Source organism: Streptomyces litmocidini, assembly GCF_014649755.1.
GTDB classification, from domain to species: Bacteria; Actinomycetota; Actinomycetes; order Streptomycetales; family Streptomycetaceae; genus Streptomyces; species Streptomyces litmocidini.
This window is the reverse complement of the sequence record NZ_BMTQ01000004.1, coordinates 225,151-249,792: the sequence shown is the minus strand read 5'-3', so window position 1 is coordinate 249,792 and position 24,642 is coordinate 225,151. Positions and strand designations below refer to the sequence as shown.

26 protein-coding genes are annotated in these 24,642 nt (G+C 72.2%); 11 read left to right on the top strand and 15 right to left on the bottom strand.

The window, feature by feature from the left end:
* The first annotated feature begins 6 nt into the window (after nt 1-6).
* On the top strand, nt 7-858 hold the full coding sequence (locus tag IE180_RS10740) for an oxygen-binding di-iron domain-containing protein (RefSeq protein ID WP_190156587.1): 852 nt from the start codon (nt 7-9) through the stop codon (nt 856-858).
* A gap of 138 nt (nt 859-996) precedes the next feature.
* On the opposite strand, the gene IE180_RS10735 is transcribed toward IE180_RS10740, so the two are convergent.
* The 4 genes from IE180_RS10735 to IE180_RS10720 form a co-directional block, all read right to left on the bottom strand.
* The gene (locus IE180_RS10735) at nt 997-2,694 is read right to left on the bottom strand and encodes a LuxR family transcriptional regulator (protein ID WP_190156586.1); all 1,698 of its coding nucleotides are present in this window, start codon (nt 2,692-2,694) and stop codon (nt 997-999) included.
* 218 nt (nt 2,695-2,912) lie between these two features.
* Nucleotides 2,913-4,286 (bottom strand): FAD-dependent oxidoreductase, encoded by a 1,374-nt coding sequence (locus tag IE180_RS10730; protein ID WP_190156585.1) that lies wholly within the window; start codon nt 4,284-4,286, stop codon nt 2,913-2,915.
* A 138-nt stretch (nt 4,287-4,424) separates the two neighbouring features.
* A complete protein-coding gene (locus IE180_RS10725) occupies nt 4,425-5,258 on the bottom strand; it encodes a hypothetical protein (RefSeq protein WP_190156584.1) in 834 nt (277 codons plus the stop codon).
* A gap of 94 nt (nt 5,259-5,352) precedes the next feature.
* Complete coding sequence (locus tag IE180_RS10720; protein ID WP_190156583.1) at nt 5,353-6,264, bottom strand: nuclease; 912 nt, start codon at nt 6,262-6,264, stop codon at nt 5,353-5,355.
* A gap of 57 nt (nt 6,265-6,321) precedes the next feature.
* Between IE180_RS10720 and IE180_RS10715 the strand changes: the two genes are divergently transcribed.
* On the top strand, nt 6,322-6,774 hold the full coding sequence (locus IE180_RS10715; protein ID WP_190156582.1) for a hypothetical protein: 453 nt from the start codon (nt 6,322-6,324) through the stop codon (nt 6,772-6,774).
* Between the two features lie 25 nt (nt 6,775-6,799).
* Here IE180_RS10715 and IE180_RS10710 read toward each other — a convergent pair whose 3' ends face one another.
* Both IE180_RS10710 and IE180_RS10705 read right to left on the bottom strand, forming a co-directional pair.
* The gene (locus IE180_RS10710; RefSeq protein WP_190156581.1) at nt 6,800-6,994 is read right to left on the bottom strand and encodes a DUF397 domain-containing protein; all 195 of its coding nucleotides are present in this window, start codon (nt 6,992-6,994) and stop codon (nt 6,800-6,802) included.
* Nucleotides 6,976-7,809, bottom strand: a complete 834-nt coding sequence (locus IE180_RS10705) for a helix-turn-helix domain-containing protein (protein ID WP_190156580.1) — start codon at nt 7,807-7,809, stop codon at nt 6,976-6,978. Before IE180_RS10705 ends, IE180_RS10710 begins: the two co-directional genes overlap by 19 nt.
* A 132-nt stretch (nt 7,810-7,941) precedes the next feature.
* Between IE180_RS10705 and IE180_RS10700 the strand changes: the two genes are divergently transcribed.
* From IE180_RS10700 to IE180_RS10675, 6 genes are all read left to right on the top strand, one after another.
* Complete coding sequence (locus tag IE180_RS10700; protein ID WP_190156855.1) at nt 7,942-8,163, top strand: hypothetical protein; 222 nt, start codon at nt 7,942-7,944, stop codon at nt 8,161-8,163.
* Nucleotides 8,160-8,375 (top strand): hypothetical protein, encoded by a 216-nt coding sequence (locus tag IE180_RS10695; RefSeq protein ID WP_093876188.1) that lies wholly within the window; start codon nt 8,160-8,162, stop codon nt 8,373-8,375. The genes IE180_RS10700 and IE180_RS10695 overlap by 4 nt, the downstream gene beginning before the upstream one ends.
* A gap of 132 nt (nt 8,376-8,507) precedes the next feature.
* Nucleotides 8,508-9,809, top strand: coding sequence for a S8 family serine peptidase (locus tag IE180_RS10690; RefSeq protein WP_190156579.1), 1,302 nt, complete (start codon nt 8,508-8,510; stop codon nt 9,807-9,809).
* Nucleotides 9,810-9,881: 72 nt separating this feature from the next.
* A complete protein-coding gene (recO, locus tag IE180_RS10685; RefSeq protein ID WP_190156578.1) occupies nt 9,882-10,631 on the top strand; it encodes a DNA repair protein RecO in 750 nt (249 codons plus the stop codon).
* 12 nt (nt 10,632-10,643) lie between these two features.
* Entirely contained in the window at nt 10,644-11,468 is an 825-nt protein-coding gene (locus IE180_RS10680) for an isoprenyl transferase (protein ID WP_190156577.1), read from the top strand.
* A gap of 7 nt (nt 11,469-11,475) precedes the next feature.
* Nucleotides 11,476-11,997, top strand: a complete 522-nt coding sequence (locus tag IE180_RS10675; RefSeq protein ID WP_190156576.1) for a YcxB family protein — start codon at nt 11,476-11,478, stop codon at nt 11,995-11,997.
* Between the two features lie 57 nt (nt 11,998-12,054).
* Here IE180_RS10675 and IE180_RS10670 read toward each other — a convergent pair whose 3' ends face one another.
* The 4 genes from IE180_RS10670 to IE180_RS10655 all read right to left on the bottom strand — a co-directional run bounded on the left by IE180_RS10670 (nt 12,055) and on the right by IE180_RS10655 (nt 15,177).
* The gene (locus IE180_RS10670; RefSeq protein WP_190156575.1) at nt 12,055-12,465 is read right to left on the bottom strand and encodes a Fur family transcriptional regulator; all 411 of its coding nucleotides are present in this window, start codon (nt 12,463-12,465) and stop codon (nt 12,055-12,057) included.
* Nucleotides 12,466-12,536: 71 nt separating this feature from the next.
* On the bottom strand, nt 12,537-13,430 hold the full coding sequence (locus IE180_RS10665; RefSeq protein ID WP_190156574.1) for a metal ABC transporter permease: 894 nt from the start codon (nt 13,428-13,430) through the stop codon (nt 12,537-12,539).
* A gap of 2 nt (nt 13,431-13,432) precedes the next feature.
* Nucleotides 13,433-14,197, bottom strand: coding sequence for a metal ABC transporter ATP-binding protein (locus tag IE180_RS10660; RefSeq protein WP_229860426.1), 765 nt, complete (start codon nt 14,195-14,197; stop codon nt 13,433-13,435).
* A gap of 23 nt (nt 14,198-14,220) precedes the next feature.
* Complete coding sequence (locus IE180_RS10655; RefSeq protein ID WP_190156572.1) at nt 14,221-15,177, bottom strand: metal ABC transporter substrate-binding protein; 957 nt, start codon at nt 15,175-15,177, stop codon at nt 14,221-14,223.
* A gap of 154 nt (nt 15,178-15,331) precedes the next feature.
* On the opposite strand from IE180_RS10655, the gene IE180_RS10650 reads away from it, so the two are divergent.
* Nucleotides 15,332-16,711: a glycine--tRNA ligase gene (locus tag IE180_RS10650; protein ID WP_190156571.1), complete on the top strand. Its 1,380-nt coding sequence runs from the start codon at nt 15,332-15,334 to the stop codon at nt 16,709-16,711.
* Nucleotides 16,712-16,781: 70 nt separating this feature from the next.
* Here IE180_RS10650 and IE180_RS10645 read toward each other — a convergent pair whose 3' ends face one another.
* From IE180_RS10645 to IE180_RS10630, 4 genes are all read right to left on the bottom strand, one after another.
* Entirely contained in the window at nt 16,782-17,477 is a 696-nt protein-coding gene (locus IE180_RS10645; RefSeq protein WP_190156570.1) for a VC0807 family protein, read from the bottom strand.
* Nucleotides 17,478-17,592: 115 nt separating this feature from the next.
* The gene (locus tag IE180_RS10640) at nt 17,593-18,183 is read right to left on the bottom strand and encodes a TetR/AcrR family transcriptional regulator (protein WP_190156569.1); all 591 of its coding nucleotides are present in this window, start codon (nt 18,181-18,183) and stop codon (nt 17,593-17,595) included.
* 16 nt (nt 18,184-18,199) lie between these two features.
* Nucleotides 18,200-19,240: an aldo/keto reductase gene (locus IE180_RS10635; RefSeq protein ID WP_190156568.1), complete on the bottom strand. Its 1,041-nt coding sequence runs from the start codon at nt 19,238-19,240 to the stop codon at nt 18,200-18,202.
* 64 nt (nt 19,241-19,304) lie between these two features.
* Nucleotides 19,305-20,744, bottom strand: coding sequence for an MFS transporter (locus tag IE180_RS10630; RefSeq protein WP_373302721.1), 1,440 nt, complete (start codon nt 20,742-20,744; stop codon nt 19,305-19,307).
* A 101-nt stretch (nt 20,745-20,845) separates the two neighbouring features.
* On the opposite strand from IE180_RS10630, the gene IE180_RS10625 reads away from it, so the two are divergent.
* Entirely contained in the window at nt 20,846-21,754 is a 909-nt protein-coding gene (locus tag IE180_RS10625; protein ID WP_190156567.1) for an MmyB family transcriptional regulator, read from the top strand.
* Here the strand turns inward: IE180_RS10625 and IE180_RS10620 are convergent.
* Entirely contained in the window at nt 21,724-23,262 is a 1,539-nt protein-coding gene (locus IE180_RS10620) for an MFS transporter (RefSeq protein ID WP_190156566.1), read from the bottom strand. The two genes, IE180_RS10625 and IE180_RS10620, sit on opposite strands and share 31 nt — an antisense overlap.
* A 52-nt stretch (nt 23,263-23,314) precedes the next feature.
* Between IE180_RS10620 and dusB the strand changes: the two genes are divergently transcribed.
* Entirely contained in the window at nt 23,315-24,451 is a 1,137-nt protein-coding gene (gene dusB / locus IE180_RS10615) for a tRNA dihydrouridine synthase DusB (protein WP_190156565.1), read from the top strand.
* The last annotated feature ends 191 nt before the right edge of the window (nt 24,452-24,642 follow it).

Sequence of the window (24,642 nt, the reverse complement as noted above, 5' to 3'; positions counted from 1 at the left end):
GCAGCGATGACAACCACGGAGAGCTTCACTCTTCTGCAGCCGTACGAGATCGCGGAGGAGACGTTCGTCATCCCGTGGGCGCTGGAGGCCCCACCGGTCGGCCACTTCCCGATGAACTCGATGGTGATCCGGGGGACCGAACCGGTCCTCGTGGACACCGGGGCGCCCGCGGTGCGCTCCCAGTGGCTGGAGGCGGTCCGGTCCGTCGTGGATCCCCTGGACGTGCGGTGGATCTTCCTCACCCACGACGACCGCGACCACGCCGGCAACCTCCTGGCGGCCCTCGCGGAATGCCCGAACGCGACCCTGCTGACGACGTGGTTCTCCGTCGGCCGCATGGCCGAGGAGTGGGAGACCCCCATCAACCGGTGCCGCTTCATGACCGACGGCGACACGATCGACGCGGGCGACCGCACCCTGGTCGCCAAGCGGCCGCCCCTGTACGACAACCCCACGACCCGCGCCCTCTTCGACTCGAAGACCAGCGTCCTGTGGTCCGTGGACACCTTCGCCACGAACGTGCCGACCCCCCTGCCCGAGACGGCGGCGCTGTCGCCGGACGAGTTCCGCGACGGCCAGTTCTTCGGCGGGAGGCTGGTCTCCCCCTGGGCCGCCCTGGTGGACGACCAGAAGTTCGGGACGGTCGTCACCGACTTCCAGCGCCTGGACGCCGAGGTCATCGCCGGCTGCCACTGCCCGGTCCTCCGAGGGGCCCGGATCCCCGAGGCCTACGACCTCCTCCGCCGGCTCCCCGGGATCCCCCCGTGGACGGAGTTCACCCAGGCCGACCTGGACCAGTGGATGGCGGCCGCCGAGAGCTCGGTCCCGCCGGAGCAGCCGCGGCCCTCGGGGACGTGAGCGGCGCCGGCGCGCGGCGTCGGCAGGTCCTGCGGGGACCGGGCCGCGAAGTCCGGTGGAGGCCGAGCACGAAGTCCCGCGGGGACCGGGCCACGAAGGGCGGCCCGTCTCGGCGGGACCGCCGCCCCGGCGGGCGCCTCAGGTCAGGTCGTGGGCGTACGCGTAGGCCGTGGCCGCCGCGCGGGAGCCGACGCCCAGCTTCGCGAAGACGTTGTTCAGGTACCGGGCCACCGTGTGCTCGCTGATCACCAGCGCCCGCGCGATCTCCTCGTTCGTCCCGCCCGAGGCGACCAGCCGCAGCACCTCCGCCTCCCGGGCCGTCAGCCCGCCCGGCAGCCGGCGTCGCGTCAGCAGGGCGCCCGCCCGCCGGGCGTCCGGCCCGGCGCCGAGCCGCTCGAAGACCGCCCGCGCCGCGCCCAGCTCCAGACGGGACCCCTCCTCGTCGCCCACCGTCCGGTCGGCCGCCGCGAGCAGCATCCGTACCCGCGCCGCCTCGTACGGCACGCGCAGCTCCAGCCAGCCGGCGAGCGCCCGGCGCAGCAGGCGCAGCGCGGGCTCCGGCCGGCCCTCCGCCAGGGCCACCGCGCCCCGCGCGGTGTCGGCCATCGCCCGGAGCAGCGGTGCGTCCCCGGCCAGCCCCTCCAGTTCCGCCGCCGCGCCCGCCGCGCCGGGGACGTCGCGGACGGCGAGGGCGACCTCGGCGCGGGCGGCGAGCAGTCGGGCCCGGCCGAGGAGGTCGTGGCGGGGGCCGCTCCGGCAGACGAGCGCCAGGTCGACGCCGGCCACGGCGGCCTCGGGCCGGCCCTGGGCGAGGCGCAGCAGCGCGAGGCCCGGCTGCGGGATCCGGCCCAGCTCGTGGGCGTGGGCGTACGAGGCGGCCGCCTCCTCCATGCGGCCCTGGCGCCGCTGGACGTCCCCGGCGGCATAGTACGAGGCGGCCGCCGACTCCAGGCGGTCCACCGGCACCTCCCGGCACGCCTGCCGGGCCTCCGCCTCGGCGAGGGCCCACGCCCCGAGGAGGTCGAGCACCTCGACCCGGTGCGCCCGGCACACGCCCCGGAAGGGGTTCTCGCCGGAGGGCGTGACGCCGAGCGGCGGCGTCCCCCCGTGGGGGCGGCCCGTCCACGGCGGGACGCACCACTCCATCGCCGCGTTCGTCCACCGCACGGCGCGCGCGAAGTCCGCGGCCTCCATGCACCGGCTGATGGCCAGGCAGTACAGGAGGCCCGTGAACATGCCGCTCAGTCCTCCCGCCGTCACCGCGCGCATCGCCTCGTCGAGGTGGGCCAGGGCCTCGGCGCGGCGGCCCTGGGCGAGGAGGACCGCGGCGGTGGCGTGGTGGGCGAGGGCCGGCAGGTCGGGACTCCCGGCCCGGGGGGCGAGGCGGGTCATGCGGCCGGTCGCCGCGAGGGCCGCCGCGTGGTCGCCGCGCGCGGTGGCCTCCTCGGCGTCCGTCCAGGCGAGGAAGCAGTGTCCGGGGCAGGGCGGCAGGTCCTCCAGGTGGTGTCGGGCGCGGTGCAGCCAGCCGGCCGCGGCGGCGGGCCGCCCGAGGCCGGCGTACTCGTGGTGGAGCCACCAGGCGGCGAGGCCGGCGCCCCGGTGGTCGTGGGCCGCGACGCACGCGGCGTGCGTCCGCAGCCGGGCGGCGACGGACTCGTCGACGTGCCCGGTCCACCAGGCCGCGTCGGAGAGGACGCCGAGGTCCTCGGCGGTCAGGGCGCGCGTGGGGTGCAGGTCGGCCTCGTGCAGCAGCACGTACGCCTCGGCCCAGGACTCCCGGACCGCCGCGGACCGCGCCCGTTCGACGGTGGGGACCTGCTCGACGGGGACGGCCATCGCCGCTCACTTCCCTTCGGGTCCTTCCAGGGTAGGAGCGGGTACGGCCCCGGGCTCGTCGGCCGGGGGCTCGGGACGGGGAACGGCCGGGACCCGCCGGGAACGGGCCGGGCCCGCCCGAAACGGCCGGTCACCCCGGAAACGGTCGGCCCCCGGAAACGGGCCGGGCCCCCACCGGTACGTGACCGGTGGGGGCCCGGAAGGCCGGGGCGCTTCCGTCAGCCGAGCTCGACGCCGGACGCGCGGAGCATGTCCTCGCGCTCGACGATCTTCACGCGCTCACGGCCCTGCGCCTCGCCGAGGGCCTTCTCGGCGGCGTCCAGGGCGTACCAGCCCTCCCAGGTGGTGTACGTGACGCCCTTGCCCTCCAGGAAGGACACGACCGCGTCCTCCTCCGGGGTCTCCGGGGTGAGCAGGCGTCCGTTCGCGAAGTCGTCCAGGAGGTTCGCGACGGTCTCGTTGGCGTCGCCCTTGGTGTGGCCGATGAGGCCGACGGGGCCGCGCCGGATCCAGCCGGTGCAGTAGGTGGAGGCCATGTGCGCGCCGGTCTCCTCGACGACGCGGCCGCCCTCGTCCGGGATGGTGCCGGAGACGGCGTCCCAGGGGAGCTTGGGCAGCTCGTCGGAGAGGTAGCCGACGGCGCGGTACACGGCCTGGACGTCCCAGTCCGTGGTCCGGCCGGTGCCCTTGACGTTGCCGGTGCCGTCGAGCTCGGTGCGCTCGGTGCGCAGGCCGACGACCCGGCCGTCCTCGCCGAGGATCTCGACGGGGGACTCGAAGAAGTGCAGGAAGAGCTTGTGCGGACGGTCGCCGACGTCGCGGATCGCCCAGTTCTCCAGGGTCTTGGCGACCATGTCGGTCTGCTTGTTCTTGCGGCGCTCGGCGATCGAGCCCTCGTCGTAGTCGATGTCCTCGGGGTTGACGATGACCTCGATGTTCGGCGAGTGGTCGAGCTCGCGCAGCTCCATGGGGCTGAACTTCGCCTGCGCCGGGCCGCGGCGGCCGAAGACGTGGATCTCGACGGCCTTGTTGGCCTTGAGGCCGTCGTAGACGTTGGCCGGGATCTCGGTCGGCAGGAGCTCGTCGGCCGTCTTGGCGAGGATGCGGGCGATGTCGAGGGCCACGTTGCCGACGCCGAGGACGGCGACCTTCTCGGCCTCCAGGGGCCAGGTGCGCGGCACGTCCGGGTGGCCGTCGTACCAGGAGGCGAAGTCGGCGGCGCCGTACGAGCCGTCCAGCTCGACGCCCGGGACGCTGAGCTCGCGGTCGAACATGGCGCCGGTGGAGAAGACCACCGCGTCGTAGAAGGAGCGCAGGTCGTCGAGGTGGACGTCGGTGCCGTAGTTCACGTTGCCGAAGAGGCGGACCTGCGGCTTGTCGAGGACCTGGTGGAGGGCGGTGATGATGCCCTTGATGCGGGGGTGGTCGGGGGCGACGCCGTAGCGGATCAGGCCGAAGGGGGCGGGCATCCGCTCGAAGAGGTCGATCGACACGCCCGGCTCGGCGGCGGCCTCGGACTTCAGCAGCGCATCGGCGGCGTAGATTCCGGCGGGGCCGGCGCCGACGATCGCGACCCGGAGGGGGCGGGGCATGACGGGGTTTCCCTTCGCAAGCGACGTGGCGGCGAGACCGCCGACACTTAGGCCACCCTAAATACCCCTCGGCGGGGCGGGGTACCCGCCCCCGGCCTATGGCCTCATAAGGTGAACTTATGACTTCCATAAGTCGAACTAGAAGGCGCCGGCGATCGACTCGGGGTCGAGGAACACGACGACCGCCCATGCGACCGTGCCGACCAGACCGGCGAGCGCGAGGACGGTGAAGAACAGGCCGAGCGCGAGCTCACCGCGCCGGAACAGGGCGGCCCTCGGGAGGACGACGTCCGCCGGATCGGCGGGATCGTAGCTGATCTTGACGGCGATGCCGCCCGCCCAGGTGAACACGTGACGGATCCGACCCGCGGGGTCCGTGTAGAGGTACGTCCCCGGCCTCTCCGCGACCTCGGCGGCGAAGGTCGTGACGCCGTGCCGGATCAGGCGCCACTCGCGGTACCAGTTGGCCAGCGCGTTCGCCCCGACGGCGAGGGCCCCGATCAGGACGAGACCTCCGGGCACGAGGGCGATCATGGCGGCCGGAACCCCGGCGGCGGCGACGAGCACGCACGAGAGGACGAGCAGGCCGAAGGCGCCGGCCGACAGCCACATGACGCGGCGCAGCTTCCTCGTCCGTCGGCCCAGGGAGAGCGCGCGCGTCTCGACGAGCCTGGTCCCGTCGGCCGCGGTGTCCCGGCCCGCCGCCCCGGGCAGGGCGGCGTTCACGGTGTCCGCGAACAGGGCGCCCGCCGCCTCGCTCGCCCCGGCCACCCGGTGCGCGTACCGGGTCTCTCCCGCCGGGGCCGTCAGTTCGACCGTGACCGACCGCCCCTCGGCCCGTATCCGCTCGATCGCCGCCAACGGGATGCGGGCCTCCTCGTGCGGGGTGCTCAGGAGCACCGCGTCGCCGTCGAGCCGGAGGGAGGTCTTCCTGGAGCCCTGGACGACGGGCGCGGAGGGGGTGATCGACATGGACGGGATGGTACGGGCGGGGCCCAATTCACGGGAGGGGCCCGGTTCACGGGCGGCCCGTCCGTCGTCCTCGGCCGACGGCCCGTGCGACGGCTCACTTCGGCTCGAAGAGGATCTTCTCCGGAGGGAGCGTCATCCTCACGGTGTCGGTGTCGGTGATCTCGACGATCCGCTGCAGCCCGATCTGCTCCTCCGGCTCGGCCCGCGTCAGGTCGAGGAACTTGTCCGCGGCTCCCGCCAGGTAGGCGGGGAAGGCGTCGAGCGTGGTGTCGCCGAGCGAGAAGTACTCCTTCAGACGGCGGAAGAGCTTCGGGAGGATCACCACGTCGTCGGTGATCGACCGCATCCCGGTGATCTTGGCCCCGGTGAGGGTCACGTCGCCGAACGCGTCGGCCGTGGTGTTCCAGATGCCCGTGCCGACCCCCGCCTGCGCCTCCGCCTTCCCTTCGGCCAGCGCGTCGCGCAGGACGGGGAGCAGCCCCTCGTAGAACGTCGGATACGCCAGGCCCAGGCGGAGCAGGTGGTAGTTGGCCGTCCTCTCCTTCAGGAACTTCACCGACACGTCCAGCTCGTAGCCGCTGGCCCCCGGCGGGTCCCCCGCGCAGGCGAACGCCACGCAGCGGCCGAAGACGTCGGCGCCGTTGGTGAGGATGAAGCCCGGGACCGATTCCGGGGTCGCCGAGATCATGTCGTGCGGGTGGTGGGGGTCGGGGGTGCGCCGGATGTCACGGAAGCCGAGAAAAGTCAGCAGCGCGTTCGTGGCCTCGTCGCCGAACGTGGCCGGCTGGCGCTTCTCGTCCCCGTAGTTCCCCGTGTAGTGGGTCTCCAGCGCGTCGATGCCTTCGAGCCGGATGTCGACGTGACCGTCGCGCTCCGGCCGCGGCTTCTCGCAGCCCCGGACGAGCTTCCACTCGCCCACGTAGTCCGGGACGAAGGGGACGGTGTCCCCGTCGGGGGCCGTACGGCCCGAGAGATGGAAGGATCCCTTGATCAGCAGCATGGGCATGGTGACTCCCACGGCGATGCGCGTGCGGCATGGGAGGGAACCGGTTCTCCTCCTTCCATGCTGCGACCGCGCACGGCGGAGCGCCATCGGGGAGGGATCATGGGCAGGGGCCGCAGCGGCAGCAGAGGGACGCCGGACGACGAGAACCACGGCCGGTTGTGGTGGACACCGCTGGTCGTCGTGGTGCTGGGCGCCGCGACCTGGGGCCTGCTCGGGCTCGTCGAGGGCGGCTGCGAGGCCGGCCCACGGGGCGGATGCGTCGCCGCCGACGGCTACGAGGCCAACGGCTGGGTGCTCTTCCTCGCCGCGATGCCGACGCTCTTCGTCGTGGGCACCGGGCTCACTTCGGAGCGCCGGCCACCGGCCGTCGGCGTCGCCGCCGGGGGCGCGGGGTGCGCGGCGTACGTGCTGGCGCAGGGGCGCACGCCGGCGCACCTGATCATCGCGGGCGTGCTGCTCGTCCTTGCGGTGCTCGCGCCGGTGTCGGTATGGCGCCGCAGACGCCGGTGAGCGTCGGACGCGACAGAGGGGCCGTTCAGCCCTTCACGTCGGCGACGAACGCGGCCCACGCTGTCGTCGGCACGACCAGGACGGGCCCGTCGGCGGCCTTGCTGTCGCGGACGGGCACGATCTCGGGGAGGTCGTATGAGACCTCGACGCAGTCGCCGCCCGACGCGTTGCTGTAGGAACTCTTGAACCACTGGGCGTTGGTCAAGTCGTACTGGCGCATCGTCTGTAGTCCTCCGCCGCCGACTCGATCAGGGACAGGGACGCCTCCGGCGACAAGGTGGCGACCCTGAGCAGATCGTAGGTGCGCTGAGCCTGCTTCACCACAGCCGGATCGTCGAGGAGGGTTCCCGAAAACTCCGTCTCTGTATAGGCCGTTGGCGGCTGGTCCTCGAACTCCATGAGCTTGAGCGTTCCGGCCATGTGGGCGTGAGCGCCGACGGATCGAGGCAGGACGGTGACCAATACCCACCGCTGTCGCATCAGCGCCGCGATGCGATCCAGCGTCATCGCCATCACCGCAGGCCCACCCACGGGGGTCAGCAGCACGTTCTCATGCAGGACGGCCCAATACTCAGGTCTTGTGGCGTCCGCGAGGATCCTTGCCCGGTCGAGCCGCGCGGTGAGCTTCTCCTCGATGTACTCCTCCGTGGCGAACGGGTACATCGCCAACGTCTGGGCCCGCATGTACTCCGCCGTCTGCAGCAACCCCGGCACCACCGTCGGCGCGAACTCACAGATCCTCGTCGCCACCCCCTCCAGCTCCGCCACCGCGCTGAAATAAGACGCGTACGGCGACTTGTTGATGAGCTTGCGCCACGTGCGTTCGAAAATACCGCCGGTTTGTAGGACTTCGTCGATTCGCCGCGCCACATCCAGCTGCGGCTTTCGAATTCCCTGCTCGAACAGGCCGATGTACGCCCCGGATACGAACACCCGTCTGCCCAGTTCGCCCTGTGAGAGCCCCGCCGCCTCCCGGCGCTCCTTCAGCAACTCGCCGAAGAACTCCCACGCGTCCTGCTGCTTGCTTCTGGCCATGGATTAACTCCCCAACCCTACGCCGCAGTTGTACGGCCCGCGCGTCTGCCGATTCTACGGATCTGCCCTCACCCTGGAGAGGCGAAGCGGGAAATGGATTCAGAAAGGCATACGTTGGTGAAGGAAGACATCATGAAGGCGACCACGGGGGCAGTCGGAACCGCACAAGAGGCAGTGGCGGAATTGCGCGAGGCCCTCGCGAGGGCGGGAATCACGCTCCCCTCGCTCGGGCTCGACGTCGTCACGCTCGCCGCGGAGCCCCCGCGGCCGCTCGTGGAATTGGGATGCTGCACGGTGGAAACGGCCCGGCTCCTCGCCGCCGCCGTACTGCCGAGGGAGGAGGGTCGCTCATGACGCTGCCCATCGGGTCGTACGTCGTCGAGATCCGCACCGGACGGGTCGGGAGGCTCATGGGGCGCGAGGGCCCTTACGTCCAGATCCGCCCGCTGGGCGGCGGGCGGGAGTGGGACGTGGAGCCGGAGGGGGTGCGGGAGGCCACCTCGGCGGAGCGGCTGAGCGCGGCCACGGCGCACGTCAACGCCCGGAGCCGGGGCGAGGTGCCGTGAGCCCTTCCGGGTGAACGCGGCCCGTTGGTCCATCCGCCGCGCCCGCGCTGCGCGCGCCTCGCCGCCCCGGTTACGTGGTCGCCACGAACCGGTTCCGGTTCGTCGACCACGAAAGGAGACGGGGTGTTCGGCATGGTGGGACGAGGCCGGGTCGCGAGACCGGCCTACCGGCTGGCGGCGGTGTCCGCGGCGGCAGGAGCGTTGTTGGCGGGGGGCCTCACGGGAGCGAAGGCCGCCGAGCCGGAGGGGCGGTACATCGTCGTCCTCGACGACTCGGCGCGCGGCCGGGCCGACTCGGTCGAGCAGGGGCACGGCCGGGACCACGGCGTGCGGGTGGGCTTCCGGTACCGGCACGCGCTGGTCGGGTACTCGGCGGTCGTGCCGGAGTCCCAGGTGGCCGCGCTCCGGGCGGACCCGAACGTGAAGGCGGTGGCGCCCGACCGGCCCGTGCACGCCACCCAGCAGGTGTTGCCGGCCGGGGTGGACCGGATCCAGAGCGACGCGAGCAGCGCGCTCTCCGGGAACGGGACGGGGGCCGTCGACACGGCGGTGGCGATCATCGACACCGGGATCGACACCGGGCACCGCGATCTCGACGTGGCCGGCGGGATCAACTGCATGAGTCCCACGCGGCCGGGCGACTACCAGGACGACAACGGCCACGGCACCCACGTGGCCGGCACCGTCGCCGCCCGGGACAACGGCGACGACGTCGTCGGGGTGGTGCCCGGCGCCCGGCTGTACGCGGTGAAGGTGCTCGGTGCCGACGGCAGCGGGTCCACCTCCAACATCGTCTGCGGGCTCGACTGGCTGGCGCAGAACGCCGCCCCGCTCGGCATCAAGGCCGCGAACATGAGCCTCGGCGGCGACGGCGCCGACGACGGCAACTGCGGGCTCACCGACAACGACCCCGAGCACCAGGCGATCTGCCGCGTGGTGAACGACGCGGGCGTCACGCTGGTCGTCGCGGCCGGCAACAGCACCGACGACCTGGCGCGCCACACCCCCGCGGCCTTCGACGAGGTCCTCACGGTGACCGCCGCGGCCGACTTCGACGGGCGGCCCGGCGGCGGCGCCGCCGCGACCTGCCAAACGGGCAACCAGGACGACACCGCGGCGGACTTCTCCAGCTTCGCCGTCAGCGCCGCGGACGCCGCCCACACCATCGCCGGTCCGGGGGTGTGCGTCAGGTCCACCCGCAACCACGGCACCACGGTCGTCTTCTCCGGCACCTCCATGGCCTCCCCGCACGTGGCCGGCACGGCCGCGCTCTGTCTCACCGGGCCCTGCGCGGGCATGACCCCCGCCCAGGTGATCGGCAAGCTCCGCGCCGACGCCGCGGCCCAGTCCGCCTCGTACGGCTTCGCGGGCGACCCGAACGCTCCCGTCACCGGCCGCTACTACGGACACCTCGTCCACGTCGGCGGCTACTGAGCCGCACCCCCGCCCACGACGGAGCCCCGGGTGCCGGCCCGGGGCTCCGTCGGCGTGCGCGAGAATGGGGGCATGAGTCTGTTCCGCGACGACGGCATCGTGCTGCGCACCCAGAAGCTGGGTGAAGCGGACCGCATCATCACGATCCTCACGCGCGGTCACGGCCGCGTACGCGCCGTCGCGCGCGGCGTGCGCCGGACGAAGTCGAAGTTCGGGGCGCGCCTCGAACCCTTCTCGCACGTGGACGTGCAGTTCTTCGCCCGGGGGAGTGAGCTGGTCGGACGCGGCCTGCCGCTGTGCACGCAGAGCGAGACCATCGCCGCGTACGGCGGCGGGATCGTCACCGACTACGCCCGGTACACGGCGGGCACGGCCATGCTGGAGACGGCGGAACGGTTCACCGACCACGAGGGCGAGCCCGCCGTGCAGCAGTACCTGCTGCTCGTGGGCGGTCTGCGGACGCTCGCCCGGGGCGAGCACGCGCCCCACCTCATCCTGGACGCCTTCCTGCTCCGTTCCCTCGCCGTGAACGGCTACGCGCCCAGCTTCGAGAACTGCGCCAAATGCGGACTCCCCGGGCCCAACCGGTTCTTTTCGGTCGCGGCGGGCGGGGTCATATGCGGCGACTGCCGGGTGCCCGGAAGCGTCGTACCCTCTGCGGAGGCCATCGGCCTGCTCGGCGCGCTGCTCACCGGCGACTGGGCGACGGCGGACGCGTGCGAGCCGCGTCACGTCAGGGAGGGCAGCGGGCTCGTGTCCGCCTATCTGCACTGGCACCTGGAGCGCGGCCTGCGCTCCCTGCGGTACGTAGAGAAAAGCTAGGAGAGACCACTCATGGCCATCGCACGACTCCTCGGGCGCCAGCGCAGGGAGTACAGGACCCCCGAGCCGCACCCGTCCGGTGCACGCCCGCCGAAGCTCCAGACCGAGCTGGTCCCGGAGCACGTCGCGATCGTCATGGACGGCAACGGCCGCTGGGCCAAGGAGCGCGGCCTACCACGCACCGAGGGGCACAAGGTCGGCGCCGAGCAGGTCCTCGACGTGCTCCAGGGCGCGATCGAGATGGGCGTGGGGGCGATCTCGCTGTACGCCTTCTCCACCGAGAACTGGAAGCGCTCGCCCGAGGAGGTGCGCTTCCTGATGAACTTCAACCGCGACTTCATCCGCAAGACGCGCGACCAGCTCGACGAGCTCGGCATCCGCGTGCGCTGGGTGGGCCGGATGCCCAAGCTGTGGAAGTCGGTCGCCAAGGAGCTCCAGGTCGCCCAGGAGCAGACCAAGGACAACACGAAGCTGACGCTGTACTTCTGCATGAACTACGGCGGGCGCGCGGAGCTCACGGACGCGGCGCAGGCGATGGCCGAGGACGTGAAGGCGGGCCGGCTCGACCCGGCGAAGATCTCCGAGAAGACCATCCAGAAGTACCTGTACTACCCGGACATGCCGGACGTGGACCTGTTCCTGCGGCCCAGCGGCGAGCAGCGCACCTCCAACTACCTGATCTGGCAGAGCGCGTACGCCGAGATGGTCTTCCAGGACGTGCTGTGGCCCGACTTCGACCGCCGCGACCTGTGGCGGGCCTGCGTCGAGTACGCCCAGCGCGACCGCCGCTTCGGGGGCGTCGACCCGGCCGACCTCGCCGTCCTCGACAAGGCCTGAGCCGGCCGTGGGGGAGGGGGTGGAGCTCGTCTACTCGGCCGAGTTCGCCGAGGTGAAAGAGGCGGTACGGGTGCGGCTGCGGGCCACGGTCTGGTGGCGGCTGCTGCGCTGGGCGGCCTGGGCGGCCGGAGCGCTGGCCTTCGCGGCGGCGGGGCTCGTGCTGTTCCTGCCGGGTGACCCGGAACCGGCGGTCGCCGCCAAGACGATCGTCCTCGCCCTGGTGGCCGTGGGGTGCGCGGAGTCGCTGCCCTGGGCGACGGCCTACAGCCTCTTCCGGCTGATCGGCTCCCAGGGCGAGACCCGGGCCGTCGTGGACGAGGAGGGGGGCCGCTGGACCACCCGGGACACCGACACGGTGATCCGGTGGGCGATGCTGCCCCGGTACGTGGAGACGTCCCGGATGTTCGTGCTCCTCACGGCCAGGCAGTCGGGCACGGGCTTCGCCTACCTGCCCAAGCGCGGCCTCGCCGATCCCGCCGACGCCGACCGGCTCCGGGCGCTCCTGGACCGGAGCGCCGTCCGGGTCTGAGCCCATGGGAAGGGGCCCGCACCGAATCGCTTCGGTGCGGGCCCCTCGTATGTCAGGTCACTTCTCCGCGCACTCCGCGCACGTGCCGAAGATCTCGACCGTGTGCGCCACGTTCACGAAGCCGTGCTCCGACGCGATCGTCTCGGCCCACTGCTCCACCATCGGGCCCTCCACCTCCACGGCCTTGCCGCAGACGCGGCAGACCAGGTGGTGGTGGTGGTCGCCGGTCGAGCAGCGGCGGTAGACCGTCTCGCCGTCGCTGGTGCGCAGCGCGTCCACCTCGCCCGCGTCCGCGAGGGACTGGAGCGTGCGGTAGACGGTGGTGAGGCCGACGGAGTCGCCGCGGTGCTTGAGCATGTCGTGCAGCTCCTGGGCGCTGCGGAACTCGTCCACCTCGTTCAGTGCTGCCGACACGGCGGCCCGCTGCCTGGTCGAGCGGCCGCGTACGGGGGGTCCTGCCGTCGCCACGGGGGCCTCCTTGGATGCTTGTCTGCCCCGCCATTCTGCCAGTCCCCCGTGCCCCCGGGATCAGTCGAGGATCAGACCTTCACATCGTCCGTGGGCCGGCGGGTGGCCGGAACCTTCGCGTCGCAGGCCCTCGTGGCCGCTTCCGCCGCCCGGGCCCGCCGCTTGGCGAGCGGGGTGGCGAGCAGGGTCAGGACGACGAAGATCCCGATGGCGTACAGGACGATCGTCGCGCCGGGCGGCGCCTCCACGTAGTACGTGGTGACCGTGCCGGACAGGGCCACGACGACGCCGATGACGACCGCGCCCACGAAGGTCGCGCGGAAGGACTTCGACAGCTGCTGGGCCGCCGCGACCGGGACCACCATCAGCGCGCTGACCAGGAGCAGGCCGACGACCCGCATGGCGACCGTGACGGTCACGGCGGCGGTGACGGCGATCAGCAGGTTCAGGGCGCGCACCGGCAGGCCGGTGACGCGGGCGAACTCCTCGTCCTGGCTGACGGCGAAGAGCTGCCGGCGCAGGCCGATCGTGACGAGGACCACGAAGGCCGCCAGGATCGAGATCGCGGTGACGTCCTCGGGCGAGACCGTGGAGAGCGAACCGAAGAGGTACGAGGTGAGGTTGGCGTTGGAGCCGGTCGGCGAGAGGTTGATCAGCAGCACGCCGCCCGCCATGCCGCCGTAGAAGAGCAGGGCGAGCGTGAGGTCGCCGCGGGTCTTGCCGTACGCCCGGATCAGCTCCATCGCGACGGAGCCGGCGACGGCGACGAGGGTCGCCATCCAGACCGGGCTGGAGTTCAGCAGGAAGCCGAGGCCGACGCCGGTCATGGCGACGTGTCCGATGCCGTCGCCCATCAGCGCCTGGCGGCGCTGGACGAGGTAGACGCCGACGGCGGGCGCGGTGATGCCGACGAGGAGGGCGGCGAGGAGCGCCCGCTGCATGAAGGCCGGTTCGAGGAATTCCATGATCAGGTCAGCAGTCCCGTACGGAGCGGCTCGTCGGCCGCGTGCGGATGAACGTGGTCGTGGCCGGGCAGGGCGTGCTGGCCGAGGGCCTCGGGCGGCGGGCCGTCGTGGACGACGCAGCCGTCGCGCAGGACGACCGCGCGGTCGATGAGGGGCTCCAGGGGGCCCAGTTCGTGCAGGACGAGGAGGACCGAGGTGCCGCCGGCGACCTGCTCGCGCAGGGTCGCGGCGAGGATCTCCTGGCTCGCGAGGTCCACGCCGGCCATCGGCTCGTCCATGATCAGGAGTTCGGGCTCGGAGGCCAGCGCGCGGGCGATCAGCACCCGCTGGTGCTGGCCGCCGGAGAGCGCGGAGACGGAGTCGGCGGCGCGGTCGGCGAGGCCGACGAGGTCGATGGCCCGCTCCACGGCGGCCCGGTCGGCCTTCGTCAGCCAGCCGAACTTCCGGCGGGAGAGCCGGCCGGAGGAGACGACCTCGCGGATGGTGGCGGGGACCCCGCCGGCGGCGGTGGTGCGCTGCGGCACGTAGCCGACGCGGGCCCAGTCGCGGAACCGCTTCCGGTCGGTGCCGAACAGCTCGATCGTGCCGCCGGTCAGCGGGACCTGGCCGATGATCGAGCGGACGGCGGTGGACTTGCCGGAACCGTTGGCGCCGAGCAGGGCGACGACCTCGCCGGGACGGACGGTGAGGTCGACGCCCCGCAGGACGGGGCGGGCACCGAGGGCCGCCGTGGCTCCGCGGACGGAGATGACGGGCTTGTCGCTCACGACTGCCTCCTGCTGTGCTGTGCTCACCTGGCGCCGAGGGCCTTCTTCAGCGCGGCGAGGTTGGACTGCATGACCTCGATGTAGTCATCGCCCCTGGACTGCCCGGTGATTCCCTCGAGCGGGTCGAGCACGTCGGTCCCGAGGCCGGCGTCGCCGGCGAGGGTCTTGGCGGTCTTGTCGCTCGCGAGGGTCTCGAAGAAGACGGTGGAGACCTTGTCCTTCGCCGCGATGTCCTGGAGTTCCTTGATCCGGGCGGGGCTCGGCTCGGACTCGGGGTCCATGCCGGAGATGCCCTCCTGGTCCAGGCCGTACCGCTCGGCGAGGTAGCCGAAGGCGGAGTGGGTGGTGATGAAGGTCTTCGTGGCGGTGTTCTTCAGACCCGTCTCGAAGGCGGTGTCCAGGTCGCCGAGCTTCTTCACCAGGGCTTCGGTGTTCTTCCGGTAGTCGGCGGCGTGGCCCGGGTCCGCCTTCTCCAGGGCGCTGCCGACGCCCCGGGCGACCTCGGCGTACTTGACGGGGTCGAGCCAGACGTGCGGGTCGGCGCCGGCCTCGCCCTCGTGGGCCTCTTCGCCCCCGTGGTCGTGGCCGACCCCGGTGCCGTGCTCCTCGAGCTCGGTGAGGGTGGCGGCGTCGACGGTGTGCTTCACGCCGGCCTGGGCGATGGCGTCGTCGACGGCGGGCTGGATGCCCTTGAGGTAGAGGACGACGTCGGCCTCGCCCAGCTCGCCGATCTGCTTCGGCTTGAGCTCCAGGTCGTGGGGTTCGACGCCGGGCCTGGTGAGCGTGTTCACGGCGACGTGGCCGCCGCCTATCTGCTCGGCCAGGTACTGCATGGGGTAGAACGACGCCACCACGTCCAGCTTGCCGTCGTTCCCCTTGTCCGCGGCGTCGGAGGTCGCGGAGCAGGCGGAGAGGGAGACGACGCCGAGCGCGACGGCTCCGGCGAGGGCGGTGGTGGGTATCAGGCGGCGTACGTTCATGACAGTCATTTTCAACAAAACTGGAAACGGTTGTCAATTGCCTTGGATGTGCTCCCGGCCACCGGGGCCCGGGGCGGAACCGATTTGATTCAGGGGCCGCGGGCGCCGGTAACCTGTGGCATTCGCACTTCGTCGTCGTAATGAAGAGAGCACCGTGGCCGCCGACAAGATCGACACCATCGTCAGCCTGAGCAAGCGCCGTGGCTTCGTCTACCCGTGCAGCGAGATCTACGGCGGCCAGCGCGCCGCCTGGGACTACGGGCCGCTGGGTGTCGAGCTGAAGGAGAACCTGAAGCGCCAGTGGTGGCGTTACATGGTCACCGCGCGCGAGGACGTCGTCGGCATCGACTCCTCCGTCATCCTGGCCACCGAGGTCTGGGAGGCGTCCGGTCACGTCGCCACCTTCACCGACCCGCTGACCGAGTGCACCTCCTGCCACAAGCGCTTCCGCGCCGACCACCTGGAGGAGGCGTACGAGGAGAAGCACGGCCGCCTCCCCGAGAGCCTCACCGAGCTCAACTGCCCCAACTGCGGCAACAAGGGCACCTTCACCGAGCCCAAGCAGTTCTCCGGCCTGCTCTCCACGCACCTCGGCCCGACCCAGGACACCGGCTCCGTCGCGTACCTGCGCCCCGAGACCGCCCAGGGCATCTTCACCAACTTCGCCCAGGTGCAGACCACTTCGCGCAAGAAGCCCCCGTTCGGCATCGCGCAGATGGGCAAGTCCTTCCGGAACGAGATCACTCCGGGCAACTTCATCTTCCGCACGCGCGAGTTCGAGCAGATGGAGATGGAGTTCTTCGTCAAGCCGGGCGAGGACGAGCAGTGGCAGGAGTACTGGATGGAGCAGCGCTGGAACTGGTACACCGGCCTGGGTCTCCGTGAGGAGAACATGCGCTGGTACGAGCACCCGAAGGAGAAGCTCTCCCACTACTCGAAGCGCACCGCCGACATCGAGTACCGGTTCTCCTTCGGCGGCAGCGAGTGGGGCGAGCTGGAGGGCGTCGCCAACCGCACCGACTACGACCTGAGCGCCCACTCCAAGGCCTCCGGCGCCAACCTGTCGTTCCTGGAGCAGGAGACCGGCGAGCGCTACACGCCGTACGTCATCGAGCCCGCCGCCGGTGTCGGCCGCGCCATGCTGGCCTTCCTGCTCGACGCGTACATCGAGGACGAGGCCCCGAACGCCAAGGGCGTCATGGAAAAGCGCACCGTGCTGCGCCTCGACCACCGCCTGGCCCCGGTCAAGGTCGCGGTCCTCCCGCTCTCCCGCAACGCGCAGCTCTCCCCGAAGGCCAAGGGCCTCGCGGCGGACCTGCGCCAGAACTGGAACATCGAGTTCGACGACGCCGGCGCCATCGGCCGCCGCTACCGCCGTCAGGACGAGATCGGCACCCCGTTCTGCGTCACCGTCGACTTCGACACCCTCGAGGACAACGCGGTGACCGTGCGCGAGCGCGACACCATGAAGCAGGAGCGCGTCTCCCTCGACCAGATCCAGGGCTACCTGGGCAGCCGCCTGCTGGGCTGCTGAATCCGGCCGCGTGCAGGAGGAAGGCCCCCGGTTCCGACCCGGAACCGGGGGCCTTCCCGCGTCTCGTGCGTCAGGCGGTCGCGGCGCCGGCGGCCGCCTCGGCCTCGGCCCGGCGCCGGGCCCCCTCCGCCGCGCGGCGCTTCCCGAACCAGGCCGTCCAGACGCCGAGGGCGCCGAGGACTCCGTAGATCATGACCGGGCTGAGCGTGACCATGGTCTTCGTGGGCAGCGCGTACGCGAGGGCGACGCGGACCAGTGCCTCCGTCACGTACGCCACGCCCCACACCAGCGTCATCGTGCGCATGGTGGAGCGGAAGCCCTCGAACTGCCACATGCCGTTCCACCAGGCCGTGCTCGTCGGCGTCCCGTCGGTCGCGAACTTGCGGCCGAAGTAGAACATCAGCGGGCGCGGGGCGAACAGCGTCCCCAGGCAGAGCAGGCCGAACAGGCCCGTGACCGACGAGTCCTTGACCAGGAGCGCGCGGGCGGTGTGGGCGCCGACCAGCGAGACCACGGCCGTGATCACCAGGAAGACCAGGGTGACCACGGCGAACTCGTCGATCTTGCGGCGCCAGGCGGCCATGACCGCGGTGTCGAGGACCGGCCACGCGCTGCTGAGGAGCAGGGCGGAGAACTCGGACCAGCCGTGGTCCTCCGTCAGCGTGTTGTACGTGACGATCGGCGCGACGACGTTGAGGCCGATGGTGAGCACCCACCCGATCGCGGAGGCGCCGCCTGATCGTGCCGGCCTGGCGGGTGTGGACATGGTTCCCCCTGGGTGCTTTTCACGGTCTCGCGGTCGCGGTGCGGGAGAACGCTAGTCATGTACCGGACAGGGAAGGGGAAATTCCACGCCAAATGATCTTCAAAGCGGGACGTTCTCAGGCCCGCAGTGCCCGCTGGACCAGGGAGACGACCGCCGTGAAGGCCTCCTCGACGCCCGGGGCCGACCAGTCGGCCGCGTGCGCCGGGTTGTGGAAGCGGTCCGTGGCGTGGAAGACCGCGCGCGCCGTGGTCGTGAAGTCCCGCTCCGGGGCCGCGAACAGGCCCTCGCGGTGGCCGTCCTCCACGATGTGCGCGATCTGCTCGACGAGGTGCTCCTCGTGCCGGTCGACCACCGCGCTGTTCTCGCCGATCAGCACCTGGAAGGTGGCCATCAGCTCCGGATCGCCGCCCGCCTTCTTGCGCTTCAGGGCGAACAGGGCCGTGAGCCACTCGGTCAGCCGCTCGTCCGCCGGGCCCCCCGCCCCGACGTACGGCCGGAGCGCGACGATCGTCCGCTCCAGCCAACGCTCCGTGACCGCCTCGCGCAGCGCCGCCTTCGTACGGAAGTGGCGGTAGACGCTGCCGTGGCTGACGCCGAGGACCCGGGCCACGTCGACGACGGTCGCCTTCGCGGGGCCGTAGCGTCGCAGCACCTCCTCGGTGGCTTCGAGGATGCGCTCTGCGGTCAGGGTCTCGGTGGCGGCCATGGAACGACAGTACCCGTCAGCGCTCGCTGTCCAGATGGGCCATCTGCGCCTCCGGGTAGCGGGCGCCGGCCGCGGCGCCCGCCGGGACGGCCTCCTCGATCGCGGCCAGGTCGTCGGCGCCGAGCGTGACGTCCAGGGCGCCGAGCGCCTCCGCGAGCCGGTCGCGGCGACGGGCGCCGACCAGCGGGACGACGTCGACGCCGTGACGGGGTCCCTGGGCCAGCACCCAGGCGATCGCGGTCTGCGCGACCGTGACGCCCTTGGCCTCGGCGACCGTGCGCAGCCGGTCCACCAGGTCCAGGTTCCGGTCGAGGTTCTCGCCCTGGAAGCGCGGGGACATCCCGCGGAAGTCGCCGGGGGCGAGTTCCCGGTCCCGGGTGAAGTGGCCGCTGATCAGGCCCCGTGAGAGCACTCCGTACGCGGTGACGCCGATGCCCAGTTCTCGGGCGGTGGGGAGGATCTTCTCCTCGACCGACCGGGAGACGAGGCTGTACTCGATCTGGAGGTCCGCGATCGGGGCGACGGCCGCCGCCCGGCGCAGGGTGTCCGCGCCGACCTCGGAGAGGCCGATGTGGCGGACGTGCCCCGCCTCGACCAGCTCGGCGATGGCGCCGACGGTCTCCTCGATCGGGACGTCCGGGTCGACGCGGGCGATCCGGTAGATGTCGATGTGGCCGGTGCCGAGGCGCTGGAGCGAGTACGCCGCGAAGTTCTTCACGGCGGCCGGGCGGCCGTCGTAGCCGGTGAAGCCGCCCTCGACCGTGCGGAGGGCGCCGAACTTCACGCTGGTCAGCGCCTGTTCGCGGGCGCCGGCGGGTGCGGTCCGCAGCGCCTCCTCGATCAGCAGTTCGTTGTGGCCCATCCCGTAGAAGTCGCCGGTGTCGAGCAGGGTGACGCCGGCGTCCAGGGCCGCGTGGATCGTCGCGATCGACTCCGCGCGGTCGCTCTCGCCGTACAGCGCGGACATGCCCATGCAGCCGAGGCCGAGCGCGGAGACGACGGGGCCGGTGGCGCCGAGCGGGCGGGTGGGGACGGAGGTCTTCGGTGTCGTGGTCATGGAACAACCATGGCATGACCGATGACAGATTTCAATATCTGTCACTCCATCCCGAGGTCGTCCCTCACCTCACCGCGCGGGGGAGACGCAGGCTCAGCAGCAGCGTCAGCGCCACCACGCCCAACTGGACCAGGAGCGTCGTCCTCAGCGCCGTCCCCATCTCCGCCGGCGAGGAGGCCAGCGACAGGAAGAGCGAACCCAGCGTCGCCACCCCCAGCGTCAGCGCCGCCTGCTGCGTGGTCACCATGACCCCGCTGCCCACGCCCGCCCGCTCCGACGGGACCTCCGACAGCACCACCCGGAACAGCACCGGCAGCTGGAGCCCCTGACCGAGACCCGCCACCGCCATGCCCGGCACCAGGTCCCCGACCGACAGCCCCTGCCAGTCGTGCCCCACCGACCAGGCGATGGCGGCGATGCCGAGGCCCTGGAGCACGGCCCCCACCGGCACGATCCGGGTGCCCCAGCGCCGTACGAGCCGGGGCCCCGCGAGCGAGGCGCCGAAGAAGGCGAGCGCCATCGGCACGAGCGCCAGGCCCGAGGCCACCGCACCCGTCTCCAGGCCCTGCTGGAGCGCCACCGCGATCACGAACATGAAGCCGCTGAAGCCCAGCGAGAGCGGCAGCACCACCATCAGCCCGCGCCGCAGCGGGACCAGGGCGAGCAGGCTCGGCGGGACCAGCGGAACGGCGCCCCGGCGGTCCGCCCGCCGCTCCACCCACCAGAAGGCCCCCGCCACGAACGGGAACAGCGCGAGCGACACCCAGGTCCACAGCGGCCAGCCCGCCGCCCGGCCCTCCGTCAGCGGCGCGAGCAGGGCCAGCAGCGCGAGCGCCAGCAGCAGCGTCCCCGGCACGTCCACCGGCGCCGGACGGTCCAAGCGGGTCTCCGGCACGGTGCGCAGGGCGAGGACCAGGCCCGCCACCGCCACCGGCACGTTCACCAGGAACACCGAGCGCCAGCCGGAACCCGCGATGTCGGCGGTCACCAGCACCCCGCCCAGGATCTGGCCGCCCGCCATCGCGAGACCGGCCGTCGCCCCGTACAGGCTCAGCGCCCGCGCCCGGCGCGGCCCCTCCGTCGAGGAGTGGATGGTCGCGAGCACCTGCGGCAGCATCAGCGCCGCCGCCGCGCCCTGCGCCACCCGCGCCGCGACCAGGCTCCAGGCGTCCGGGGCGAGCCCGCAGGCGAGCGAGGTCAGGCCGAAGGCGGCCATGCCGGCGAGGAAGAGGCGCCGGCGGCCGAAGAGGTCACCGAGCCGCCCGCCGAGGACGAGCAGCACCGAGTACGCCAGGCCGTACCCGGCGACGACCAGCTCCAGGAGCGCCGGTCCCGCGGCCAGGTCGTGGTCGATGGACGGCAGGGCGACGTTGACGATGAAGAAGTCGATGAGGGGGAGCGCGGCACCGAGGAGGACGGTGAACAGGCCGGGGGCGCCGAGCGCCGCGGGCGGCGCCTGGCGGCCGGCCGGGGCCGCGGTACGGACGGAAGCGGTGGTAGTCACGGGACCGAGCCTCCGCCTCCGCTCAGCCTGGTACCAGAGTGTCTTTATCCTGGTACAAGCAGTACCTGGAAACCGGCTGACCACCCCGGCACCCTGGAGGCATGACCGTCATGGCGATGAGCGGAACCGAGGCACCGAGCGAGACCGAGGTGCGGCGGCACGAACTGGCGGCCTTCCTGCGCAGCCGGCGCGAGCGCATCACCCCCGAGCAGGTCGGCCTGCCCCGGGGCAGGCGCCGCCGCACCCCCGGACTGCGCCGCGAGGAGGTCGCGCACCTCTCCGCCGTCGGCGTCACCTGGTACACCTGGCTCGAACAGGCCCGCGACATCCAGGTCTCCCCGCAGGTCCTGGACGCCCTCGCCGGGGCCCTGCTGCTCGACCCGACCGAGCGCAGCCACCTCTTCGCCCTGGCCGGACACGCCGACCCGCACCCGGAGGCGGCCTGCCCGGTCGTCACGCCCACCCTGCGGCGCCTGCTCGACCAGCTGGAGCCCGTGCCCGCCGCCGTCCAGAACAGCCGCTACGACTTCCTCGCCCACAACCGCACCTTCGGACAGCTCTTCTGCGACCTGGACTCGCTGCCCCGCGAGGACCGCAACTCCCTCTGGCTGGCCTTCACGAACGAGGACTTCCGGGCCTCCGTCACCGACCTCCCCGAGGTCATGCGCGCGCTCGCCGGGAAGCTCCGCGCCGCCATGGCCGAGCACCTGGCCGAGCCCGCCTGGAAGGAGCTCGTACGCCGCCTCGAAGAGGCCTCGCCCGAGTTCCGGGAGCTCTGGGCCCGGCACGAGGTGGTCGCCCCCGGCGGCCGCGTGAAGGTCATCCGCAACGCCCGGGTGGGACTCCTCAGCTTCGAGCACACCAACCTCTGGCTCGGTCCGAACGCCGGGACCCACCTCGTCACGTACGTCCCGGTGGACGACGCCACCCACGCCGGCGTCGCCCGCCTCCTCGACCTGGTGGTCCGGGAGCGGGAGGCTCAGGCCGAGGGGGCCTTGGCCGTGGCCTGAGCGCCGCCCTCCCGGTCCTCCTCCCCGCCGCCCTCCCGGCCGTCCTCCGCGTCGTCCTTCCGGGCGCCCTCCCGGCCGTTCTCCGCGTCGTCCTTCCGGGCGTCCTCCCGGCCGTCCTCGGACGCCAGGCACCGCGCCGTCCGCTCCGCCGTGCGCCGGGCCCACGGTCCGCTGGTCAGGGCGCCGACCGCCAGGACGGCGAGCCCGCAGCCCGTGATGATCCAGTAGCCGGGGCGGGCCGCCGCCACGAACGCGTCCGCGTGCGGCAGGGCGCCGGCCCCCGCCGCCAGGACCGTGCCGATCACCGCGACCCCCAGCGTCTGCCCGACCTGGCGGCTCGTGGAGGCCACCGCCGCCGCCACCCCGGCCTGCGCGCGGGGCATCCCGGAGACGGCGGTGTTCGTGATCGGGGCGTTCACCAGGCCGAAGCCGATGCCGAAGACCACGTACCCGGTGAGGAGCAGCGCGTCGCTCGTCTCGGCCGCGAAGGCCGCGAAGAGCAGCGGCCCGGCCGCCATCGCCGTCCCCGCGAGCAGCAGCGAGGGGCGCGGCCCGCGCGCCGCCGTGAGCCGCCCCGACAGCGGGGCGAAGACGAGGGTCATGCCGGCCATCGGCAGCATCCAGAGCCCGGCGGACAGCGGGGAGAGGCCGCGCACGTCCTGGAGGTACAGCGTGTTCAGGAAGAGGAAGCCGCCGAGAGAGGCGAAGGCGCAGACCGCGATGACGGTGGCCCCGCTGAACGGCGCGCTGCGGAAGAACCGCAGGTCGATCAGGGGCTCGCGGCGCCGGGGCTCGTAGAACAGGAGACCGGCGAGCGCGACGGCCGCGATCCCGGCGAAGAGCGGGTCGGTCTCGATGATCGCGTACGTGAGCGAGCCGAGGAGCGCCGTCACCAGGACCTGTCCGACGGGGTCGGGGCGCCGGGGCCGGGGCGCGCGGGACTCGGGGACGTACCGCAGGGTGAGGAGCAGGGCGGCGAGGGCGACCGGCAGGTTCACCCAGAAGATCGCCCGCCAGCCGACCGACTGGACGAGCACCCCGCCCACCAGCGGCCCGGCGGCCATGGAGACGCCGACGACCCCGCCCCAGATCCCGATGGCACGCGCGCGTGCCGCCGGGTCCGTGAAGGTGTTGGTGATGATCGACATGGCGACCGGGTTCAGCATCGAGCCGCCCACGGCCTGCACCATCCGGAAGACGACCAGGGCCTCCAGGTTCGGCGCGAGGGAGCAGAGCAGCGAGCCGAGCGCGAACACCACCAGACCGGTGGCGAAGACCTTGCGGCGGCCGATCCGGTCGGCGGTGGAGCCGGCGAGCATCAGCAGGGAGGCGAGGACCAGGGTGTAGGCGTCGATCGTCCACTGCATGCCGGCGACGGTGGCGCCGAGGTCGCGCCGCATGGCGGGCAGGGCGACGTTGAGGGCGGTGTTGTCCAGGCTGACGATCAGCAGGCTCATGCAGCAGATCGCGAGGACGACGAGGCGGCGACCGCGTGTGAGCTCGGGCATGTGCGGATCGTACGGCTGTCTAAGAAACTCCGCAGTGCGGGACAATGGCCGAATGACCGCGTTCACTCCTCTCGCCATCGGGCCGCACATCGTGCAGCCCCCGGTGGTCCTCGCCCCCATGGCCGGCATCACCAACGCCCCCTTCCGTACCCTCTGCCGCGAGTTCAGCGGCGGCAAGGGGCTGTTCGTGAGCGAGATGATCACGACGCGCGCCCTGGTCGAGCGCAACGAGAAGACGATGCAGCTCATCCGCTTCGACGAGACGGAGAAGCCGCGCTCGATCCAGCTGTACGGAGTCGACCCGGTGACGGTCGGCAAGGCGGTGCGGATGATCGTCGACGAGGACCTGGCCGACCACATCGACCTGAACTTCGGCTGTCCGGTCCCCAAGGTGACGCGGAAGGGCGGCGGCTCGGCCCTGCCCTACAAGCGGCCGCTGCTGCGGGCGATCCTGAACGAGGCCGTGAGCAACGCGGGCGCCCTGCCGGTGACGATGAAGATGCGCAAGGGCATCGACGACGACCACATCACCTACCTCGACGCGGGCCGGATCGCGGTCGAGGAGGGCGTCACGGCGATCGCCCTGCACGGGCGGACGGCGGCGCAGCACTACGGCGGCACGGCCGACTGGGACGCGATCGCGCGGCTCAAGGAACACGTGCCGGAGATCCCGGTGCTCGGCAACGGCGACATCTGGTCGGCCGACGACGCCCTGCGGATGATGCGCGAGACGGGCTGCGACGGCGTCGTCGTGGGCCGCGGCTGTCTGGGCCGCCCCTGGCTCTTCGGGGACCTGGTGGCGGGCTTCGAGGGCACCGGGGCCTACGCGCAGCCGGGCCTGCGGGAGGTCGCGGACGCGATGGTGCGGCACGCGCGGCTGCTCGGCGAGTGGCTGGGCGACGAGGCACGCGGTGTCATCGACTTCCGCAAGCACGTGGCCTGGTACCTGAAGGGCTTCGCGGTCGGCTCCGAGATGCGCAAGAAGCTCGCGATCACCTCTTCCCTGGACGAGCTGCGCGCTCAGTTGAGCGAGCTGGACCTGGACCAGCCCTGGCCGGCGGGTGCGGACGGCCCTCGGGGCCGTACGTCCGGAAACAACCGGGTTGTCCTGCCGGACGGGTGGTTGAAGGACCCGTACGACTGCGCCGGGGTGAGCGAGGACGCCGAGCTGGACACGTCCGGAGGCTGAGATTCAGCCCCTCTCGAGGGAGTGATCCTCGCCACCCTTGAGGGGGGTTGCGCTCAGATGAGCGCATCCGGGTCAGTTGTACAGCCTGAAGGGGTGGCACTCGGTGCCACCCCTTTTGTGTTCAAGAGTTGAACGCAAATGCTCGATCGGGTGCTCAGAAGAGCGACTCTTTCCTGATTTGGGTCAACTGG

Excerpts from the sequence above, each read along its gene's own strand:
- IE180_RS10640 (WP_190156569.1), bottom strand. The coding sequence starts at position 18,183 with ATGGCCGCCACCGAGACCCTGACCGCAGAGCGCATCCTCGAAGCCACC.
- IE180_RS10740 (WP_190156587.1), top strand. The coding sequence starts at position 7 with ATGACAACCACGGAGAGCTTCACTCTTCTGCAGCCGTACGAGATCGCG.
- IE180_RS10625 (WP_190156567.1), top strand. The coding sequence starts at position 20,846 with ATGACCGTCATGGCGATGAGCGGAACCGAGGCACCGAGCGAGACCGAG.
- IE180_RS10620 (WP_190156566.1), bottom strand. The coding sequence starts at position 23,262 with ATGCCCGAGCTCACACGCGGTCGCCGCCTCGTCGTCCTCGCGATCTGC.
- IE180_RS10715 (WP_190156582.1), top strand. The coding sequence starts at position 6,322 with ATGCTGCGACCGCGCACGGCGGAGCGCCATCGGGGAGGGATCATGGGC.
- IE180_RS10695 (WP_093876188.1), top strand. The coding sequence starts at position 8,160 with ATGACGCTGCCCATCGGGTCGTACGTCGTCGAGATCCGCACCGGACGG.
- IE180_RS10635 (WP_190156568.1), bottom strand. The coding sequence starts at position 19,240 with ATGACCACGACACCGAAGACCTCCGTCCCCACCCGCCCGCTCGGCGCC.
- IE180_RS10690 (WP_190156579.1), top strand. The coding sequence starts at position 8,508 with ATGGTGGGACGAGGCCGGGTCGCGAGACCGGCCTACCGGCTGGCGGCG.
- IE180_RS10655 (WP_190156572.1), bottom strand. The coding sequence starts at position 15,177 with ATGAACGTACGCCGCCTGATACCCACCACCGCCCTCGCCGGAGCCGTC.
- IE180_RS10680 (WP_190156577.1), top strand. The coding sequence starts at position 10,644 with ATGGCCATCGCACGACTCCTCGGGCGCCAGCGCAGGGAGTACAGGACC.
- IE180_RS10645 (WP_190156570.1), bottom strand. The coding sequence starts at position 17,477 with ATGTCCACACCCGCCAGGCCGGCACGATCAGGCGGCGCCTCCGCGATC.
- IE180_RS10735 (WP_190156586.1), bottom strand. The coding sequence starts at position 2,694 with ATGGCCGTCCCCGTCGAGCAGGTCCCCACCGTCGAACGGGCGCGGTCC.
- recO (WP_190156578.1), top strand. The coding sequence starts at position 9,882 with ATGAGTCTGTTCCGCGACGACGGCATCGTGCTGCGCACCCAGAAGCTG.
- IE180_RS10705 (WP_190156580.1), bottom strand. The coding sequence starts at position 7,809 with ATGGCCAGAAGCAAGCAGCAGGACGCGTGGGAGTTCTTCGGCGAGTTG.
- IE180_RS10725 (WP_190156584.1), bottom strand. The coding sequence starts at position 5,258 with ATGTCGATCACCCCCTCCGCGCCCGTCGTCCAGGGCTCCAGGAAGACC.
- IE180_RS10665 (WP_190156574.1), bottom strand. The coding sequence starts at position 13,430 with ATGGAATTCCTCGAACCGGCCTTCATGCAGCGGGCGCTCCTCGCCGCC.
- dusB (WP_190156565.1), top strand. The coding sequence starts at position 23,315 with ATGACCGCGTTCACTCCTCTCGCCATCGGGCCGCACATCGTGCAGCCC.
- IE180_RS10730 (WP_190156585.1), bottom strand. The coding sequence starts at position 4,286 with ATGCCCCGCCCCCTCCGGGTCGCGATCGTCGGCGCCGGCCCCGCCGGA.
- IE180_RS10700 (WP_190156855.1), top strand. The coding sequence starts at position 7,942 with ATGAAGGCGACCACGGGGGCAGTCGGAACCGCACAAGAGGCAGTGGCG.
- IE180_RS10720 (WP_190156583.1), bottom strand. The coding sequence starts at position 6,264 with ATGCCCATGCTGCTGATCAAGGGATCCTTCCATCTCTCGGGCCGTACG.
- IE180_RS10710 (WP_190156581.1), bottom strand. The coding sequence starts at position 6,994 with ATGCGCCAGTACGACTTGACCAACGCCCAGTGGTTCAAGAGTTCCTAC.